This is a genomic window from Streptomyces sp. NPDC026673 (genome assembly GCF_040638135.1).
In the GTDB taxonomy this organism is placed as follows: Bacteria; Actinomycetota; Actinomycetes; order Streptomycetales; family Streptomycetaceae; genus Actinacidiphila.
Map to the genome: position 1 here is coordinate 132,853 of NZ_JBEZXR010000007.1, position 16,187 is coordinate 149,039.

Here is a 16,187-nt window from a genome sequence, read left to right on the forward strand (position 1 = left end):
TCGAGGGGCCCGCGCCAACGGGCCGGTGCGGTGGATGGTGGTGGGTGGGAGGGGCCTCACAGATGGCGGCGGCGGTCTCCCAGGTGCCGCTCGTAGGTCTTGCGGGCCTCCACGGCCGCCTCGCGGGAGGCGGTCTCGGCGACCGGCACGTCCCACCAGGCCTGGGCGGCGGGGGCCGTCGGCGTGGCGTCGGTCTCGACGTAGACGCAGGTCGGGCGGTCCGAGGCGCGGGCGGCGGCCAGTGCCTCGCGCAGCTCGCGCACGGTCTGGGCGCGCAGGACGTCCATCCCGAGGCTCGCGACGTTGGCGGCGAGGTCCACCGGGAGCGGGTCGCCGGTGAAGGTGCGGTCGGCCGCGCGGTAGCGGTAGGCCGTGCCGAAGCGCTCGCCGCCGACCTCGGAGGACAGGCCGCCGATGGAGGCGTAGCCGTGGTTCTGGATGAGGACCAGGTTGATGTTGACGCCCTCCTGGACGGCGGTGACGATCTCGGTCGGCATCATCAGGTAGGTGCCGTCGCCCACCAGTGCCCAGACGGGCCGGTCGGGCGCCGCCATCCGGACGCCGATCGCCGCGGGGATCTCGTAGCCCATGCAGGAGTAGCCGTACTCCAGGTGGTACTGGCGCGGGGAGCGGGCGCGCCAGAGCTTGTGGAGGTCCCCGGGGAGGGAGCCGGCGGCGTTGATGACGACGTCGTCGTCGCCGACGACGGTGTCGAGGGCGCCGAGCACCTGGGTCTGGGTGGGCCGGGCCGCCTCGTCCTCCGCGGTGTACGCGGCGTCGACGACCCGCTCCCAGGACTCCTTGCCGGCGCGGTACTCCGCCTCGTACTCCGGGGCGACACGGTGTCCCGCCACCGCCTCGGCCAGCGCCTCGAGGCCGGCGCGGGCGTCGCCGACCAGGGTGCGGGCGCCCAGCTTGTGGGCGTCGAAGCCGGTGATGTTGAGGTTCAGGAAGCGAACGCCGGGGGCGGCGAAGAGCGTGGAGGAGGCGGTGGTGAAGTCGGTGTAGCGGGTGCCCACGCCGATGACCAGGTCGGCGGTGCGCGCGATGTCGTCGGCCGCGGCGGTGCCGGTGTGGCCGACGCCGCCGAGGTCGGCGGGGTGGTCGTGGCGCAGCGACCCCTTCCCCGCCTGGGTGGAGGCCACCGGGATGCCGGTCGCCGCGACGAGTGCCTCCAGGGCCTGCTCGGCCTCGCTGTGGTGGACGCCCCCGCCCGCGATGATCAACGGGCGGCGGGCGGCGCGCACCGCCTCGGCGGCGGCGGCGAGTTCCGCGGCCTCCGGGGCCGGACGGCGCACATGCCAGACGCGCTCGGCGAAGAACTCCTCGGGCCAGTCGTACGCCTCGGCCTGGACGTCCTGCGGCAGGGCGAGGGTCACCGCGCCGGTCTCGGCGGGGTCGGCGAGCACGCGCATCGCCTGGAGCGCGGACGGGATCAGGGCCTCGGGGCGGGTGACCCGGTCGAACCAGCGGGAGACGGGCCGCAGGGCGTCGTTGACGGAGACGTCGCCGGACTGGGGGTGCTCGAGCTGCTGGAGCACCGGATCGGGGACGCGGTTGGCGAAGGAGTCGCCGGGGAGCAGCAGCACGGGCAGCCGGTTGACGGTGGCCAGGGCGGCACCCGTGACGAGGTTGGTCGCGCCGGGGCCGATGGACGTGGTGACGGCCTGCGCGGACAGCCGGTTGAGCTGGCGGGCCCAGCCGACGGCGGCGTGCACCATGGCCTGCTCGTTGCGGCCCTGGTGATAGGGCATCTCCCGCTGGTACTCCAGCAGGGCCTGGCCGATGCCGGCCACGTTGCCGTGGCCGAAGATGCCCCAGGTGCCGGCGACGAGGCGGCGGCGGACCCCGTCGCGCTCGGTGTACTGGGCGGACAGGAACCGCACCAGCGCCTGGGCGACCGTGAGGCGGCGTACGGACTGGCTGCTCATCAGGACCTCTCGGGTGCTTCGTCGGTGGCCGCGGGGGCGGTGTACAGGGGGAGCCGGGGGTCGACCGGCTGCCGGGGCCAGGTGTCCCGGATCCAGGCGTGGTCGGGGTGGTCGCAGATCAGCCAGGCGCGCTCCTCCCCCGGACCCGCCATGACGTTGAGGTAGTACATGTCGTGACCGGGGACGGCCATGGAGGGGCCGTGCCAGCCGTCGGGGATGAGGACGACGTCGCCGTGCCGCACCTCGGCGAGCACGTCGGTGTTGCGGCCGTTGCCGGAGGGGGAGACGCGCTGGTAGCCGATGCCCTCCCGGCCGTGCGCCGGGGCGATCTCGAAGTAGTAGACCTCCTCCAGGCGCGATTCGCCCTCCCGGTCCTCGTCGTGCTTGTGCGGCGGGAAGGACGACCAGTTGCCCGCCGGGGTGAGCACCTCGACCGCGATCAGGCGGTCGCACTCGAAGACCCCGGCGGCGCCGAAGTTGTTCACCTGGCGGCTGCAGTTGCCGCTGCCCCGCAGCTCGACCGGGACGGCCGCGGCAGGTCCGTAGCGGGCGGGCAGCCGCCGTTCGCAGCGGGCGCCGGTGAGGGCGAACCGCCCGCCGGCGGCGCTGGTGACGGTGACCCGCTCGTCGCGCGGCACGTATGCGAAGTCGCTGACGCCGGCGAAGACGCTCTCGCGCCCGGTGAGCCGAAACGTCTCTCCGCCGGTGGAGACCTCGCAACCGCCGGACAGCGGCAGCACGATCCATTCGCTGTCGCCGGTGGCGAACTCATGCCGTCCGCCGGGCGCGAGCTCCAGGACCCGCAGGGAGGAGTAGCCCCAGCCGGCCCGTTCCGGGTCGATGTCGACGGCGTACGGCCCGGCGGCGGCCTTCCCGGCGGCCAGGTGGTTCTCGGTGCTGGTCATGGCGTGAGCCTCGCACTTCTCGCGGTTCGACCCGGACTTCACAGCAGACCGACGGCGGTGTCGACGGCGGTCTCGACACTGCCCTCCGCCGGATAGAGCAGCGAGCGGCCGACGACCAGACCCTGGACCGTGGGCAGGCGCAGCGCCTTGCGCCACTTCTCGTAGACCGCGTCCTGCTCCTTGCTCACCTCGCCCCCGAGCAGGACGGCGGGGAGGGTGGAGGTCTCCATGACCGCGGCCATGTCGTCGACGTCCTCGGTGACCGGCACCTTGAGCCAGGTGTAGGCGGAGGTCCCGGCGAGGCCGGAGGCGATGGCGATGGACTTGGTGACGGCCTCGGCGCTGAGGTCGTTGCGCAGCCTGCCGTCGACGCGACGGGATATGAAGGGCTCGACGAAGACGGGGAGTCTGTGTTCGGCCATCTCGTCGATGGCGCGGGCGGCGGAGACCAGGGTGCTCAGCGAGCCGCTGTCCTCGTAGGCGATGCGCAGCAGCAGCTTGCCCGCGTCGAAGCCGAGCCGGGCGATGTCCTGGGCGCGGTAGCCGGTGAAGCGGTCGTCCAGTTCGAAGGAGGCACCGGCGAGACCGCCGCGGTTCATCGACCCCATGACGACCTTGTCGTCGAGCGCGCCGAGCAGCAGCAGGTCCTCGAGGATGTCCGCGGTGCCGAGGACCCCGTCGACGCCCGGGCGGGAGAGCGCGGTGCACAACCGCTCCAGCAGGTCCGCGCGGTTGGCCATCGCGAACTCGCGGTCCCCCACGGCGAGGGCGCCCCGCGCGGGGTGGTCCGCGGCGACGATCATCAGCCGGCCGCTGTCACCGATGAGCGGACGGCGGACACGGCGGGCGGCGGCCTCGGCGACGGCCTCCGGGTGCCGCGTCCGCACCTTCACGAGGTCGGAGATGCTGATGCTCAAGAGGAGCTCACTTTCAGGGCAGAGGACGGACCGTCAGCCGCGTTCGAGGAGGTACTGGACCTCCGAAGCGGTGGGCATCGCGGAGGAGCAGGCGAGGCGGGAGGCGACGATCGCGCCGGCGGCGTTGGCGTGGCGCATGATCCGCTCCAGGTCCCAGCCGGCGAGCAGCCCGTGGCAGAGGGAGCCGCCGAAGGCGTCCCCGGCCCCGAGCCCGTTGACGACCTCGACCGGGACCGGCGGGACCTCGGCCGTGGTGCCGTCGCGGTGGACGGCGAGGACGCCCTTGGGGCCCTGTTTGACGACCGCGAGTTCGACGCCCGCGGCGAGCAGCGCCTCGGCGGCGGCACGCGGTTCGCGGATCCCTGTGGCGACCTCGCACTCGTCGAGGTTGCCGACGGCGACGGTGGCGCCGGCCAGCGCCCGCGCATAGAAGGGACGGGCCTCGGCCGGGTCCTTCCAGAACATGGGGCGCCAGTCGAGGTCGAAGACGGTGGTACCGCGCCGGGCCCTGGCATCGAGGGCGGCGAGGGTGGCGGTGCGACTGGGCTCCGCGCACAGGCCGGTTCCCGTCATCCAGAAGATCCGGGCGTCGCGGACGGCGTCGAGGTCCAGTTCATCGGAACGGATCTCCAGGTCGGGCGCCTTGGGGAGCCGGTAGAAGTAGAGCGGGAAGTCGTCCGGCGGGAAGATCTCGCAGAAGGTTACCGGCGTGGGGTAGGCGGCGACCGGGGTGACGTAGCGGTCGTCGACCCCGAACTCCTTCAGCGCCTGGTGGCAGTACACGCCGAAGGGATCGTCCCCGGTGCGGGTGATGACCGCGGTGCTGCGGCCGAGGCGGGCGGCGGCGACCGCGACGTTCGTCGCGGAGCCGCCGAGGAACTTGCCGAACGTCTCGACCTGGGGCAGCGGCACGCCGGTCTGCAGCGGGTAGAGGTCCACCCCGATACGGCCCATCGTGATCAGGTCGTACGGCTCGGTCATGGGCATGACTCCTCGTCGTGCGTCGCCGGGGAAACCGCTCTGCGGCTCCCTCAGGTCTAGCCCGGCCGGACGAGCGATGTCAACACTATGTCCTTACATACGAACGTTCAGACCTCCGATGAGCCGCTCGTTACCCTGTCGTTACGTCGAGATGAATTGATGTCCTAACAAAGTCTTGACAGGGGCTCTGGAGAGGGGTTTGCTCCCGTCCAGCAACCGGCCATGTGAACAGGTCCACCCCCTTCTCCCTCCCACCGCAGTGAGGTGCAGGAACATGGAACGCTCTCGCAGAACCCGTCGGATCTCCGCCATCGCGGCCCTCTCCGCCGCGGCCGTGCTCCTCGCAGCCGGCTGCTCCAGCGGGTCAGGGGGGAAGAAGGCCGAGGAGTCCGCGGACAACACCGCCGCGGGCAAGGCGAACACCCCTCAGATGAAGATCGCGATGGTCACCCACGCCGCCCCCGGCGACACCTTCTGGGACCTGATCCGCAAGGGCGCCGAGGCCGCCGCCGCCAAGGACAACGTGAAACTGATCTACTCCAACGACCCCAACGCGGCGACCCAGGCCAACCTGATCCAGAACGCGATCGACCAGAAGGTCGACGGGATAGCCGTCACCCTGGCGAAGCCAGACGCCATGAAGGACGCGGTCGCCAAGGCCGAGGCGGCGGGCATCCCGGTGGTCGGGTTCAACGCGGGCCTGGACAACTGGAAGGAGCAGGGCCTGCTGGAGTACTTCGGGCAGGACGAGAGCGTGGCTGGCGAGGCCCTCGGCGACAAGCTCAACGACCTCGGCGCCAAGCACACCATCTGCGTGATCCAGGAGCAGGGCCACGTCGCCCTGGAGGCCCGCTGCGCGGGTGTGAAGAAGACCTTCAAGGGCAAGACCGAGAACGTGTACGTCAACGGCGCGGACATGCCGTCGGTGAAGTCGACGATCACGGCCAAGCTCAAGCAGGACTCCGGCATCGACTACGTCGTCACCCTGGGCGCGCCCTACGCGCTCACGTCCGTCCAGTCGGTCTCGGACGCGGGCAGCAAGGCCAAGGTCGCGACCTTCGACCTCAACAAGGATCTGGTCAAGGCCGTCCAGGACGGCAGCGTGCAGTTCGCCGTCGACCAGCAGCCCTATCTGCAGGGCTACCTGTCCGTCGACTCCCTGTGGCTGTACAAGACCAACGGCAACTTCAGCGGCGGCGGCGTGGCCCCGGTCCTGACGGGCCCGGCCTTCGTCGACAAGGACAACGTCGAGTCCGTGGCATCGTTCGCCGCGAAGGGCACTCGGTGATCCCTGTGTCCCAGGCAGCCGCCCGTGCGGCGTCCCCCTCCCCACCCGCCGCTCCCGCCTCGAAGACCGACGGCCGCACGGCCGAACGCTCGCTGCTGCGCAGGGTGCTGGCCCGGCCGGAGATCGGCGCGCTGATCGCCGCCGTCGCGGTCTACTTCTTCTTCTTCGCGGTGGCGCCGTCCTTCCGTGAGGCGAGTTCGCTGGCGACCGTGCTCTACCAGGCGTCGGTCATGGGCATCATGGCGCTGCCGGTGGCCCTGCTGATGATCGGCGGCGAGTTCGACCTCTCGGCCGGCGTGGCGGTCACCGCCTCCGCCCTGACCGCCAGCATGTTCAGTTTCCAGCTGAGCATGAACGTGTGGACCGGTGTGGTCGTCGCACTGGTGGTGTCCCTGGGCATCGGCGCGCTCAACGGCTATCTGCTGGTGAAGACCGGGTTGCCCAGCTTCCTCATCACCCTGGCCACCTTCCTGATGCTGCAGGGCCTCAACCTCGCCGTCACGAAGATCTTCACGGGCAACGTCGCCACGGACTCCATCAGCGACATGGACGGCTTCGACCAGGCGCGCGCGGTCTTCGCCTCGGAGATCGGCATCGGCGGCGTCCAGTTGAAGGTCACCGTGCTGTGGTGGCTGGGCTTCGCGGCGCTGGCCACCTGGGTACTGCTGCGCACCAAGTTCGGCAACTGGACCTTCGCGGTCGGCGGCAACAAGGAGAGCGCCCGGGCGGTCGGCGTACCGGTGAACCTCACCAAGATCGCGCTCTTCACGGCCGTGGGCTTCGGCGCCTGGTTCACCGGCATGCACCTGCTGTTCTCGTTCAACGCGGTGCAGTCCGGCGAGGGCGTCGGCAACGAGTTCCTGTACATCATCGCGGCCGTCATCGGCGGTTGCCTGCTCACCGGCGGGTACGGCTCGGCCGTCGGGTCGGTGATCGGCGCCTTCATCTTCGGGATGGTGTCGCAGGGCATCGTGTACGCCAACTGGAACCCCGACTGGTTCAAGTTCTTCCTCGGCGTGATGCTCCTGATCGCGACCCTCGTCAATCTGTGGGTCCGCCACACGGCGACCCGGAGGTGAGCCCCATGACCACCGCTGCCACCACCCCCGACGGCGCCGCAGCCGTCCCGGAGCCCATCGTCGAACTGGCTCACGTGGGCAAGAGCTACGGCAACGTCCGCGCCCTGCACGGAGTCGACCTGGCCGTCCGGCCGGGGCAGGTGACCTGCGTGCTCGGCGACAACGGCGCCGGCAAGTCGACCCTGATCAAGATCGTCTCCGGACTGCACCAGCACACCGAGGGCGAGTTCCGCATCGACGGCGCACCCGTACGGCTGAACACCCCGCGCGAGGCGCTCGACCGCGGGATCGCCACCGTCTACCAGGACCTGGCCACCGTTCCCCTGATGCCGGTGTGGCGGAACTTCTTCCTCGGCTCCGAGGTGACCCGCGGTCCCTGGCCCGTACGACGCCTGGACATCGCCGGGATGAAGCGGACCGCGGACGAGGAACTGCGGGCCATGGGCATCGTCCTGGACGACCTGGAGCAGCCCATCGGCACCCTCTCCGGGGGCCAGCGGCAGTCCGTGGCCATCGCCCGCGCCGTCTACTTCGGCGCGCGGGTGCTGATCCTGGACGAACCGACCGCGGCGCTGGGCGTCAAGCAGTCCGGTGTCGTCCTGAAGTACATCGCCGCCGCACGGGACCGGGGCCTGGGCGTCATCTTCATCACCCACAATCCGCACCACGCCTTCATGGTCGGCGACCACTTCTCGGTGCTCCGGCTGGGCACCCTGGAGCTGAGCGCGGGCCGCGAGGAGGTCTCGCTGGAGGAGCTGACCAACCACATGGCCGGCGGCGCCGAACTGGCCGCGCTCAAGCACGAGCTGGCACAGGTCCGCGGCGTCGACGTGGAGGAACTCCCCGAACCGGAGGACCTCACCGAGGGCAGCCCCTCCCCGTGAGGGATCACCCCCATCCAACCTGACATGACGTCCGTATGTCAGGACCAACTCTTGACGGTTGCCCGGCCGGACGGCGAAGCTTCCAGCGGGACGCCGGAGCCTCGCGGGCACCCGTACCACCGCCCTGACGGGCCGCCCTTCCGAACCACGACCGGTCCGCCGCGACCGGTGAGAGGAGCCCTCCTCATGACTGCCCCCTCCCCCGTTCTGGACCGGATCCGGATCGGCTCCGCACCCGACTCGTGGGGCGTCTGGTTCCCCGACGACCCGCAGCAGGTGCCCTGGCAGCGCTTCCTCGACGAGGTCTCCCAGTCGGGCTACGAGTGGATCGAGCTGGGCCCCCACGGCTACCTGCCGACCGACCCCGCCCGCCTCACCGAGGAGACCTCCCGCCGGGGCCTGAAGGTCTCCGCGGGCACCGTCTTCACCTCCCTGCACCGCGGCCCCGAGGTGTGGGACGCCACCTGGGAGCACGTCGGCCAGGTCGCCGCCCTCGCCCAGGCCATGGACGCCCGGCACCTGGTGGTCATCCCGTCCTTCTGGCGCGACGACAAGACCGCCGAGATCATCGAGCCGCGCGAGCTCACCGCCGAGCAGTGGCGGCACCTGGCCACCGGCATGGAGCGCCTGGGCCGCCGGGTCCGGGACACCTACGGCCTGGACATCGTGGTCCACCCGCACGCCGACACCCACATCGACACCGAGGAGCACGTCGAGCGCTTCCTCGACGCCACCGACTCCGGGCTGGTCAACCTCTGCCTGGACACCGGCCACTACGCCTACTGCGGCGGCGACAGCGTCAAGCTCATCGAGACCTACGGCGAGCGGATCGGCTACCTGCACCTGAAGCAGGTCGACCCGGAGATCCTCGCCGACGTCGTCAAGAACGAGATCCCCTTCGGCCCCGCCGTGCAGCGCGGCGTCATGTGCGAGCCGCCCGGCGGGGTGCCCGCGCTGGAGCCGGTACTGGCCGCGGCGCAGCGCCTCGGCGTCGACCTCTTCGCCATCGTCGAGCAGGACATGTACCCCTGCGAGCCGGACCGGCCGCTGCCGATCGCGCAGCGCACCCGGAAGTTCCTCCGCTCCTGCGGCGCCTGACGCCCCGCCCACGAAAGGGAAGACACGCATCATGACGCAGCACGGACCGCTCCGGGTCGCCGTCATCGGGACCGGCAAGATGGGCGCCGACCACGTCCGCCGCATCAACGACGTCGTCAGCGGCGCCCGGGTGACCGCCGTCGTGGACGTCGACGCGGAGCGCGTCAAGGCGGTCGCGGACGGCATCGAGGGCTGCACGGCCTACACCGATCCGGCCGCCGCCATGGAGGCGGCCGACGTGGACGCCGTCCTCATCGCCTCCCCCGGCCCCGCCCACGAGGCGGCCCTGCTCACCGCCTTCGCACACGACCTCCCGGTGCTGTGCGAGAAGCCGCTCACCCCGGACGCCGCCTCGGCGCTGCGCGTGATGGAGGCCGAGCAGAAGCTCGGGCACCGGCGGGTGCAGGTCGGCTTCATGCGGCGCTACGACGCCGAATACGTGAAGCTCAAGGCCCTGCTGGACAGCGGCGAGCTGGGGCGGCCCCTGATGCTGCACAACCGGCACCGCAACGCGAGCATCCCCGCCGGCTTCACCAACGCCAACCTCGTCAACGACTCGCTCGTACACGAGATGGACGTGACCCGCTGGCTGTTCGGCCAGGAGATCGCCGCCGTCACCATGCTGCGCCCGCGCCCGTCCGCGAACGCGCCCGAGGGCCTGGACGACCCGCAGTTCGTGGTCTTCGAGACCGACGGCGGCGCGATCGTCGACGTGGAGGTCTTCCTCAACTGCGGCTTCGGCTACCAGGTGCAGGCCGAGGCGGTCTGCGAGCGCGGCAGCGCCCGCATCGGCGACGCGCACGACCTGCTCGTCAACACCGCGGGCCGCTGGGGCGGCACGATCGCCCCGGACTTCGTGGAGCGCTTCGCCGACGCCTACGACCGCGAGGTCCAGGCGTGGGTCGACGCCACCCGGCGCGGCGAGGTCACCGGCCCCAGTGCCTGGGACGGCTATGCCGCCGCGGCGGTCTGCGAGGCCGGGGTCCGCTCGCAGACCTCGGGCGGACGCGTCGCGGTCGAGCTGATCGAGCGCCCGGCCTTCTACCGCTGAGGGGGGGCTCCGCCCACCCTTCGCCCCGGATCCGGCGCGGGCGGGCCGGTTACTCCCTGGCCGCCCGCCCGCGCCACCCACCGCACCCGTGAGAAAGGCACCACTGTTCATGCGCGTTGTCCTCATCGGCGTCGGACGCCTCGGGTCCTTCCACGCGGCCTCGCTGCACGAGCACCCCGAGGTGTCGGAGCTGGTCATCGCGGACGCGGACGCCGGGCGGGCCGCCGAGGCCGCCGCCCGGCTCGGTGCCGGCGCCCGGGCCGCGGCCTCGGTCGGCGAGGCGCTCGCGGGCGGCGGCGACGCGGTCGTCATCGCCTCGGCGACCTCCGCCCACGCCGGACTCATCTCCCGCGCCGTGCGCTCCGGTCTCCCCGCCTACTGCGAGAAGCCCGTCGCCCTCGACCTGGAGTCGACGGTGACCGCCCTGCGCGAGGTCGAGGACGCCGGCACCGTCCTCCAGATGGGCTTCCAGCGCCGCTTCGACCCCGGCTACCGCGCCGCCCGGGAGGCCGTGCGGGCCGGCCGGCTCGGGCGGCTGCACACCGTACGGGCCCTCACCTCCGACATGGCGCCGCCACCGCCGGAGTTCGTGCCGCTGTCCGGCGGGCTCTACCGTGACTGCCTGATCCACGACTTCGACGCCACCCGGTGGGTGACCGGCCGTGAGGTCGCCGAGGTGTACGCCGTGGGCGCCAACGGCGGGGCCGGGTTCTTCCGCGAGGCGGGCGACGTGGACACCGCCGCTGCCCTCCTCACCCTCGACGACGGCACCCTCGCGACCGCCACCTCCACCCGCTACAACGGCGCCGGTTACGACATCCGCATGGAACTCGCCGGATCGCTGGACCAGATCGCGGTCGGCGTCGGCGCCCGCACGCCGATCACGTCCGTGGAACCGGGCGCGGCACCGGGTGTGCCGGACCCGTGGACCGGCTTCGTGGACCGCTTCGGGGACGCGTACCGGGCGGAGATCGACGCCTTCGTGCAGGTGGTGGCCGGCAGGGCGGAGAACCCGTGCGACGGGCGCGAAGCGCTCGCGGCGCTGCTCGTGGCGGAGGCGTGCGAGGTGTCCCGGAGGGAGCGGCGGCCGGTCACGATCGCCGAGATGGCCGAGGTCGCCGCGCGTGCGGAGAAGCGGGCGGGGTGACGGCCGGGGACCGCGCGGGCGTGTCACCCCCGCGGTCCGCCCCGGGTGGCGTGATCACCTGCGCCGGTGCTTCCTGGGATGAGTCGGTCCCGGCTGTCCGCGAGGGAAGAACCTTTCATGGCGATGAAGGTCCAGGCGTTGCGCACGCCGCGTGTGGCGGGACTGGTGGGCATCGCCTTCGCGGTGCTGCTCGGCGCGGCCATCATCCTGGTCCGGGCGGCCATCCCGAGCGGTGCGGGCGTCCTGACGGACACCCCTCTCGACACCACCTCGCGCCATGGGGTGCAGACGGCATTGGCGCTCATCCCCTTCGCCGGCATCTTCTTCCTGTGGTTCATGGGGGCGGTGCGCGCCCACGTCGGCCCGGATGAGGACACGTTCCTCGCGACGGTCCTCATCGGCAGCGGCCTGGTCTTCGTGGCGACCCTTTTCGGTGCCGCCGCCGCGGCCGGCAGCCTCCTGGCCACGACGGACGTCACGTCCGCCGGTGATGCCCGGGCCGAGTTGTCGTACTTCGGGCAGCACTTCACCTACAGCCTCCTGACGACCTACGCGATGCGGATGGCCGCGGTGTTCGTGCTGTCGGCCTCCACCGTCGCGCTGCGCCTGGGGGCGTTCCCCCGCTGGCTGGTGCTCCTGGGCTACCTCGTCGGCCTGACGCTGCTGTTCGTGGTGCCGAGCGTGTCGCTGGCCGAGCTGGTCTTCCCCCTGTGGGCGCTGGTCGTCAGCCTGCACATGCTGGTGGCGAGCTTCCGGTCCCGGCCGGCGGGGCTGCGGGCCGTCTGACCGGGCCGGGCGGCCGGCCGCCCGGCCCGGTCAGAAGGGGCCGCTCAGTGTGCCGAGCCGGTCGGTGAGGCGCAGGTTCTCGGAGTTGTCGACGGGGCAGGCGATCACGGAGACGGCGTCCTCGTCGAGGGCCTGTCGCAGAAGGGGCAGCAGGTCGGCCGCGGCGGTGACGCGGTGCCCGCGGGCGCCGAAGCTCTCGGCGTAGGCGACGAAGTCCGGGTTGCCGAAGCGGGTGTGGGTGTGCCGGCCGAGCTCCAGCTCCATCTTCCACGAGATGAGCCCGTACTCGTCGTCGACGAGGACGAGGACGACGAGCGGGATCCGCTCGCGGACGGCCGTCTCCAGTTCCTGGGAGTTCATCAGGAAGGCGCCGTCGCCCATCATGGCGAGCACCCGCCGGTCCGGGCGCGCCAGTTTGGCCGCGATGGCCCCCGGCAGCGCGAAGCCCATGCTGGACAGGCCGTTGGAGAGCAGGCAGGTGTCGGGTTCGTACGCGGGGTAGAGGCGCGCCATCCACATCTTCCCGGCGCCGGTGTCGGCGAGCACGATGTCGTCGCGGCCCAGGGCGGCGCGCACATCGGCGACCACGCGCTGCGGCAGCACCGGGAAGGCGTCGTTGGTACGGCCGTGTTCCAGTTCCTCTGCGAGCAGCGCGCGGATGCGCTCGTCGGCGCACTCGTGCGGGAAGCGGCGCGGGACCGCGTCCGCGAGGGCGTCGAGGCTCGGCGACGGGTCGCCGAGGACCCCGACCGCGACCGGGTAGTGGGCGTCGACCTCGGCGGGAAAGCGGTGCAGGTGCAGGATGCGCTTGTCGCCGACCGGGTTGATCTTCACCGGGTCGAACTCCTGCACCTCGTAGCCCACGCAGATGAGGACGTCCGCGTGGTCGAAGCCGAAGTTGGCGTAGTCGTGGCGCATGAAGCCCACCGCGCCGAGCGCGTTGGGGTGGTCGTCGGGGAAGACGCCCTTGCCGTGGAAGGTGGTCGCCACCGGGATGTTCAGCCGTTCGGAGAAGCGCTTCAGCGCCGCCGAGGCCTTCGCCCGGGCGGCGCCGTGCCCGGCCAGCAGGATGGGCCGCCGCGCGGCCGCCAGCACCGCGGCGGCCCGCTCGATCTGCGAGGGCGACGGTGCGATCGTACGGACCCTGTCGACCTGCAGAGGTGTCAGGGACGGCGGCGCCGGTGCCCCCTCGATGTCCTCGGGCACGGCCAGGAAGACCGCACCGGGACGCTCGCTCTGCGCGGTCTTGAAGGCCTTGCGCACCATCTCCGGCACGGCCTCGGGGGTGATCACCCGGTGCGCCCACTGCGTGACCGGCGCGAACATGGACACCAGGTCGATGACCTGGTGGGACTCCTTGTGGGTCCGGCTCAGCGCGCCCTGCGCGGCCAGCGCCACCAGCGGGGTGCTGTTGGTCGTCGCGTCGGCCGTGCCGAGGAGCAGGTTGATCGCCCCGGGCCCGAGCGTGGCCGAGCACACCCCGGCCCGGCCGGTGAGCCTGCCGTACATCTCGGCCATGAAGGAGGCGGCCTGTTCGTGCCGGACGAGTACGTAGCGGATGCCGGAGCCGTCGAGCGCGTCGACGAAGTGGATGTTCTCCTCGCCGGGGATCCCGAAGACGTACTCCACGCCCTCGGCCAGCAGGCACCGTACGAGCAGGTGCGCGACGTCGTCCGCGGCGGGAGAGCCGTCCGGTGCCTGCGAAGTGCCCATGGGCCGAGCGTAGGCAGGGCCCCGGGCACCGGCGAGGTGGCCGCCGCGCACGGGTGAGGCGCGGGTGAGGCGCGGTTGAGGGGACCCGGAACGCGGCCGGCTGACGGACCGTGGGGCGGGTCGCTCGGGTGGGCGGCGGCGGACTCGCTCAGGAGGTCGTGCGGCGCAGCAGGAGCGTGACGAAGCCGAGCGTGCCGCGGTAGCCGTGCAGCCACTCGGCCCGGTGGACGGCGGCGGCCTCGAGTGCGGCGCCGCTGTCGGGGTCGTCGGGGTGGTCCAGGGCCCACTCGGCGAGCGAGCCGGTCCAGGACCACTCGTAGTCGTCCCATTCCCGGACGGTGCTGACGTGGCCGAGGACTGGGGTCCAGCCGTCGGCGACGATGCGGTCAACGGTGCTCGGCAGGTCCTCGTACTCCCCCAGCATCTCGACGATGTCCGGGGCCGGCTCGCGCTCCCAGAAGCCGTCTCCGATGAGCACGGTACCGCCGGGTGCCAGGTGGGCGCGGGCCGCGGCCAGGGTCGGCAGGAGCCCGCCGAAGGCGTGCGCCGCGCCGACGCTGAGCACGACGTCGAAGGAGTGCGGCGACGTGAAGTCGCCCGCGTCCCGCTCGTGGAGCGACAGCCGGTCGCCGACGCCGAGCGCGGCCGCCTCGCGGGCCGCCTTCCCCAGCGCCTCGGTGTCCAGGTCGACGCCCTCCGCGGTGACGCCCGGGTGGCCGTCGAGAGCCCGCAGGAGCCAGGGCGCCTCACCGCATCCCAGGTCGAGGACGCGCTCGTCGCCGCGGCGCAGCGCCCTGTCGAGCAGGCGGCGCACGGTCGAGTCGTCGAGCGGGGCGGCGATGGGGTGGTCGGTGTGGGCGATGCGTGACATGCGGCGACGGTTCATCGGCGCAGCTTCGCAGGGCGGGCGCGTCACCGCATCCGGTTAATTCACCGCATCCGGTGAATTCGCCGCGGCCGTGCAACGCGTTCCGCCGCGGAGGCGGTTTCCCGGTTCGAAGGGCCTTGCGGCCGACACGGGGGAAGGGACGGGCGGTATGAACGGGAAGATCGTCGCGGGGGCGGCCGCGGAGGCGGAGACGGACGGCGCGGCGGGCGGCCGGAAGCGCGGGCGCGGGGCGCCGAACACCTCGTGGGACTCGGGGAAGGTGTTCTTCACGCAGCCGGGTTCGTTGCGGGGCACCGCCATTCTAGGTGCCGGCCGTGCCCGGGCCGGTGGGCGTGAAGCGTACGGGCAGCCGGCGGACCCCGCGCATGAGCATGCCGGGCAGCCAGTCCAGCTTCGCCGGATCCGCGTCCAGGGCGAGGTCGGGGCAGCGCTCCAGGAGGGCACGGACGGCGATGCGTCCTTCGAGCCGGGCCAGCGGGGCACCGAGGCAGTAGTGCAGGCCGTGGCCGAAGGCCACGTGGCCGCGGGTGTCCCGGCGGATGTCGAAGTGGTCCGGCTCGTCGAAGCGGCGCGGGTCGCGGTCGGCGGAGGCGAGGGCGACGAGGACTGGTTCGCGTGCGGGGATGACGGTGCCGGCGACGTCGACCGGTTCCGTGGTGAAGCGGAAGGTCGCCGTCTCGACCGGGCCGTCGTAGCGGAGCATCTCCTCCACGGCGCCGTCGAGGAGGCCGTCGTCGGCCCGCAGGAGGGCCAGCTGCTCCGGGTGGGTGAGGAGCGCGCGGACGCCGTTGGAGATCAGGTTGACGGTCGTCTCGTGGCCTGCGATCAGCAGCAGGAAGGCCATGCCGCTGAGTTCGGGGCGCGAGAACCGGTCGCCGTCCTCCGAGGTGGTGCGGATGAGCGCGCTCATCAGGTCGTCGCCGGGCGAGCAGCGCTTGTCCTCGATCAGTTCGTCGAGGTAGGCGGCGAGTTCCTCGAAGGCCCTGCGCTCGGCCTCCGCTCCCGTCGGCGCGACGACCTCGTTCGACCACGCGCGGAACGCCGCCCGGTCCAGGTCGGGTACTCCGAGCAGCTCGCAGATGACCGTGATGGGGAGCGGGTAGGCCAGCGCCTCGACGAGATCGGCGGTGCCGTCGGGGCGGGCCAGCATCGCGTCGAGCAGACCGGCCGTGACCACCTCCACGCGCGGCGCCAGCTCCTCGACCCGGCGGCCGGTGAACTCCCTGGCCACCAGCTTGCGCAACCGGGTGTGCTCCGGCGGGTCGGCGACGAGCATGTGGCGGCCGAGGAGCTCCTCGTCGTAGGAGGTCCAGCCGAGGGCGCGGGAGTCCTTGGCGAACCGGGGGTCGGCCAGGGCCGCCCGGGCCTGGTCGTAGCCGACGATCAGCCAGAGTTCCCCCGCGTCGGGGGTGCGCACGCGGTGCACGGGGCCCTGCTCGCGGAGCCTGGCGTAGACGGGGTAGGGGTCGGCGGTGAACTCCTCGCCGTAGACCGTGAGATCGACCGTGTCCATGAGTC

14 protein-coding genes are annotated in these 16,187 nt (G+C 72.1%); 7 read left to right on the forward strand and 7 right to left on the reverse strand.

Features of this window, described 5'->3' with window-relative positions; translation table 11 throughout:
* Window positions 1-56: 56 nt before the first annotated feature.
* From iolD to iolC, 4 genes are read right to left on the reverse strand one after another with little or no spacing between them, the layout of a single operon-like run.
* Window positions 57-1,931: a 3D-(3,5/4)-trihydroxycyclohexane-1,2-dione acylhydrolase (decyclizing) gene (iolD, locus tag AB0F62_RS08455; protein WP_361793803.1), complete on the reverse strand. Its 1,875-nt coding sequence runs from the start codon at window positions 1,929-1,931 to the stop codon at window positions 57-59.
* The gene (iolB, locus tag AB0F62_RS08460; RefSeq protein WP_361793806.1) at window positions 1,931-2,836 is read right to left on the reverse strand and encodes a 5-deoxy-glucuronate isomerase; all 906 of its coding nucleotides are present in this window, start codon (window positions 2,834-2,836) and stop codon (window positions 1,931-1,933) included. Before iolB ends, iolD begins: the two co-directional genes overlap by 1 nt.
* A 38-nt stretch (window positions 2,837-2,874) precedes the next feature.
* Window positions 2,875-3,753: a deoxyribose-phosphate aldolase gene (locus AB0F62_RS08465; RefSeq protein ID WP_361793809.1), complete on the reverse strand. Its 879-nt coding sequence runs from the start codon at window positions 3,751-3,753 to the stop codon at window positions 2,875-2,877.
* 33 nt (window positions 3,754-3,786) lie between these two features.
* The gene (gene iolC / locus AB0F62_RS08470) at window positions 3,787-4,734 is read right to left on the reverse strand and encodes a 5-dehydro-2-deoxygluconokinase (protein ID WP_361793812.1); all 948 of its coding nucleotides are present in this window, start codon (window positions 4,732-4,734) and stop codon (window positions 3,787-3,789) included.
* Window positions 4,735-5,008: 274 nt separating this feature from the next.
* Between iolC and AB0F62_RS08475 the strand changes: the two genes are divergently transcribed.
* The 7 genes from AB0F62_RS08475 to AB0F62_RS08505 all read left to right on the forward strand — a co-directional run bounded on the left by AB0F62_RS08475 (window position 5,009) and on the right by AB0F62_RS08505 (window position 12,067).
* Window positions 5,009-6,022, forward strand: a complete 1,014-nt coding sequence (locus tag AB0F62_RS08475; RefSeq protein WP_361793815.1) for a sugar ABC transporter substrate-binding protein — start codon at window positions 5,009-5,011, stop codon at window positions 6,020-6,022.
* Between the two features lie 5 nt (window positions 6,023-6,027).
* Window positions 6,028-7,101 (forward strand): ABC transporter permease, encoded by a 1,074-nt coding sequence (locus tag AB0F62_RS08480; RefSeq protein WP_361793818.1) that lies wholly within the window; start codon window positions 6,028-6,030, stop codon window positions 7,099-7,101.
* A 5-nt stretch (window positions 7,102-7,106) separates the two neighbouring features.
* A complete protein-coding gene (locus AB0F62_RS08485; RefSeq protein ID WP_361793821.1) occupies window positions 7,107-7,985 on the forward strand; it encodes an ATP-binding cassette domain-containing protein in 879 nt (292 codons plus the stop codon).
* Window positions 7,986-8,171: 186 nt separating this feature from the next.
* Window positions 8,172-9,083, forward strand: a complete 912-nt coding sequence (locus tag AB0F62_RS08490; protein WP_361793824.1) for a sugar phosphate isomerase/epimerase — start codon at window positions 8,172-8,174, stop codon at window positions 9,081-9,083.
* Window positions 9,084-9,114: 31 nt separating this feature from the next.
* Entirely contained in the window at window positions 9,115-10,134 is a 1,020-nt protein-coding gene (locus AB0F62_RS08495) for a Gfo/Idh/MocA family oxidoreductase (RefSeq protein ID WP_361793827.1), read from the forward strand.
* A gap of 109 nt (window positions 10,135-10,243) precedes the next feature.
* On the forward strand, window positions 10,244-11,281 hold the full coding sequence (locus tag AB0F62_RS08500) for a Gfo/Idh/MocA family oxidoreductase (RefSeq protein ID WP_361793830.1): 1,038 nt from the start codon (window positions 10,244-10,246) through the stop codon (window positions 11,279-11,281).
* A 117-nt stretch (window positions 11,282-11,398) separates the two neighbouring features.
* Window positions 11,399-12,067 (forward strand): hypothetical protein, encoded by a 669-nt coding sequence (locus tag AB0F62_RS08505; RefSeq protein WP_361793833.1) that lies wholly within the window; start codon window positions 11,399-11,401, stop codon window positions 12,065-12,067.
* Between the two features lie 30 nt (window positions 12,068-12,097).
* Here the strand turns inward: AB0F62_RS08505 and AB0F62_RS08510 are convergent, their stop codons facing one another.
* From AB0F62_RS08510 to AB0F62_RS08520, 3 genes are all read right to left on the reverse strand, one after another.
* Window positions 12,098-13,780: an acetolactate synthase large subunit gene (locus tag AB0F62_RS08510; RefSeq protein WP_361793836.1), complete on the reverse strand. Its 1,683-nt coding sequence runs from the start codon at window positions 13,778-13,780 to the stop codon at window positions 12,098-12,100.
* A gap of 148 nt (window positions 13,781-13,928) precedes the next feature.
* Window positions 13,929-14,666, reverse strand: coding sequence for a class I SAM-dependent methyltransferase (locus AB0F62_RS08515; RefSeq protein WP_361793839.1), 738 nt, complete (start codon window positions 14,664-14,666; stop codon window positions 13,929-13,931).
* 304 nt (window positions 14,667-14,970) lie between these two features.
* Window positions 14,971-16,182, reverse strand: a complete 1,212-nt coding sequence (locus AB0F62_RS08520) for a cytochrome P450 (protein WP_361793842.1) — start codon at window positions 16,180-16,182, stop codon at window positions 14,971-14,973.
* Between the last annotated feature and the right edge of the window lie 5 nt (window positions 16,183-16,187).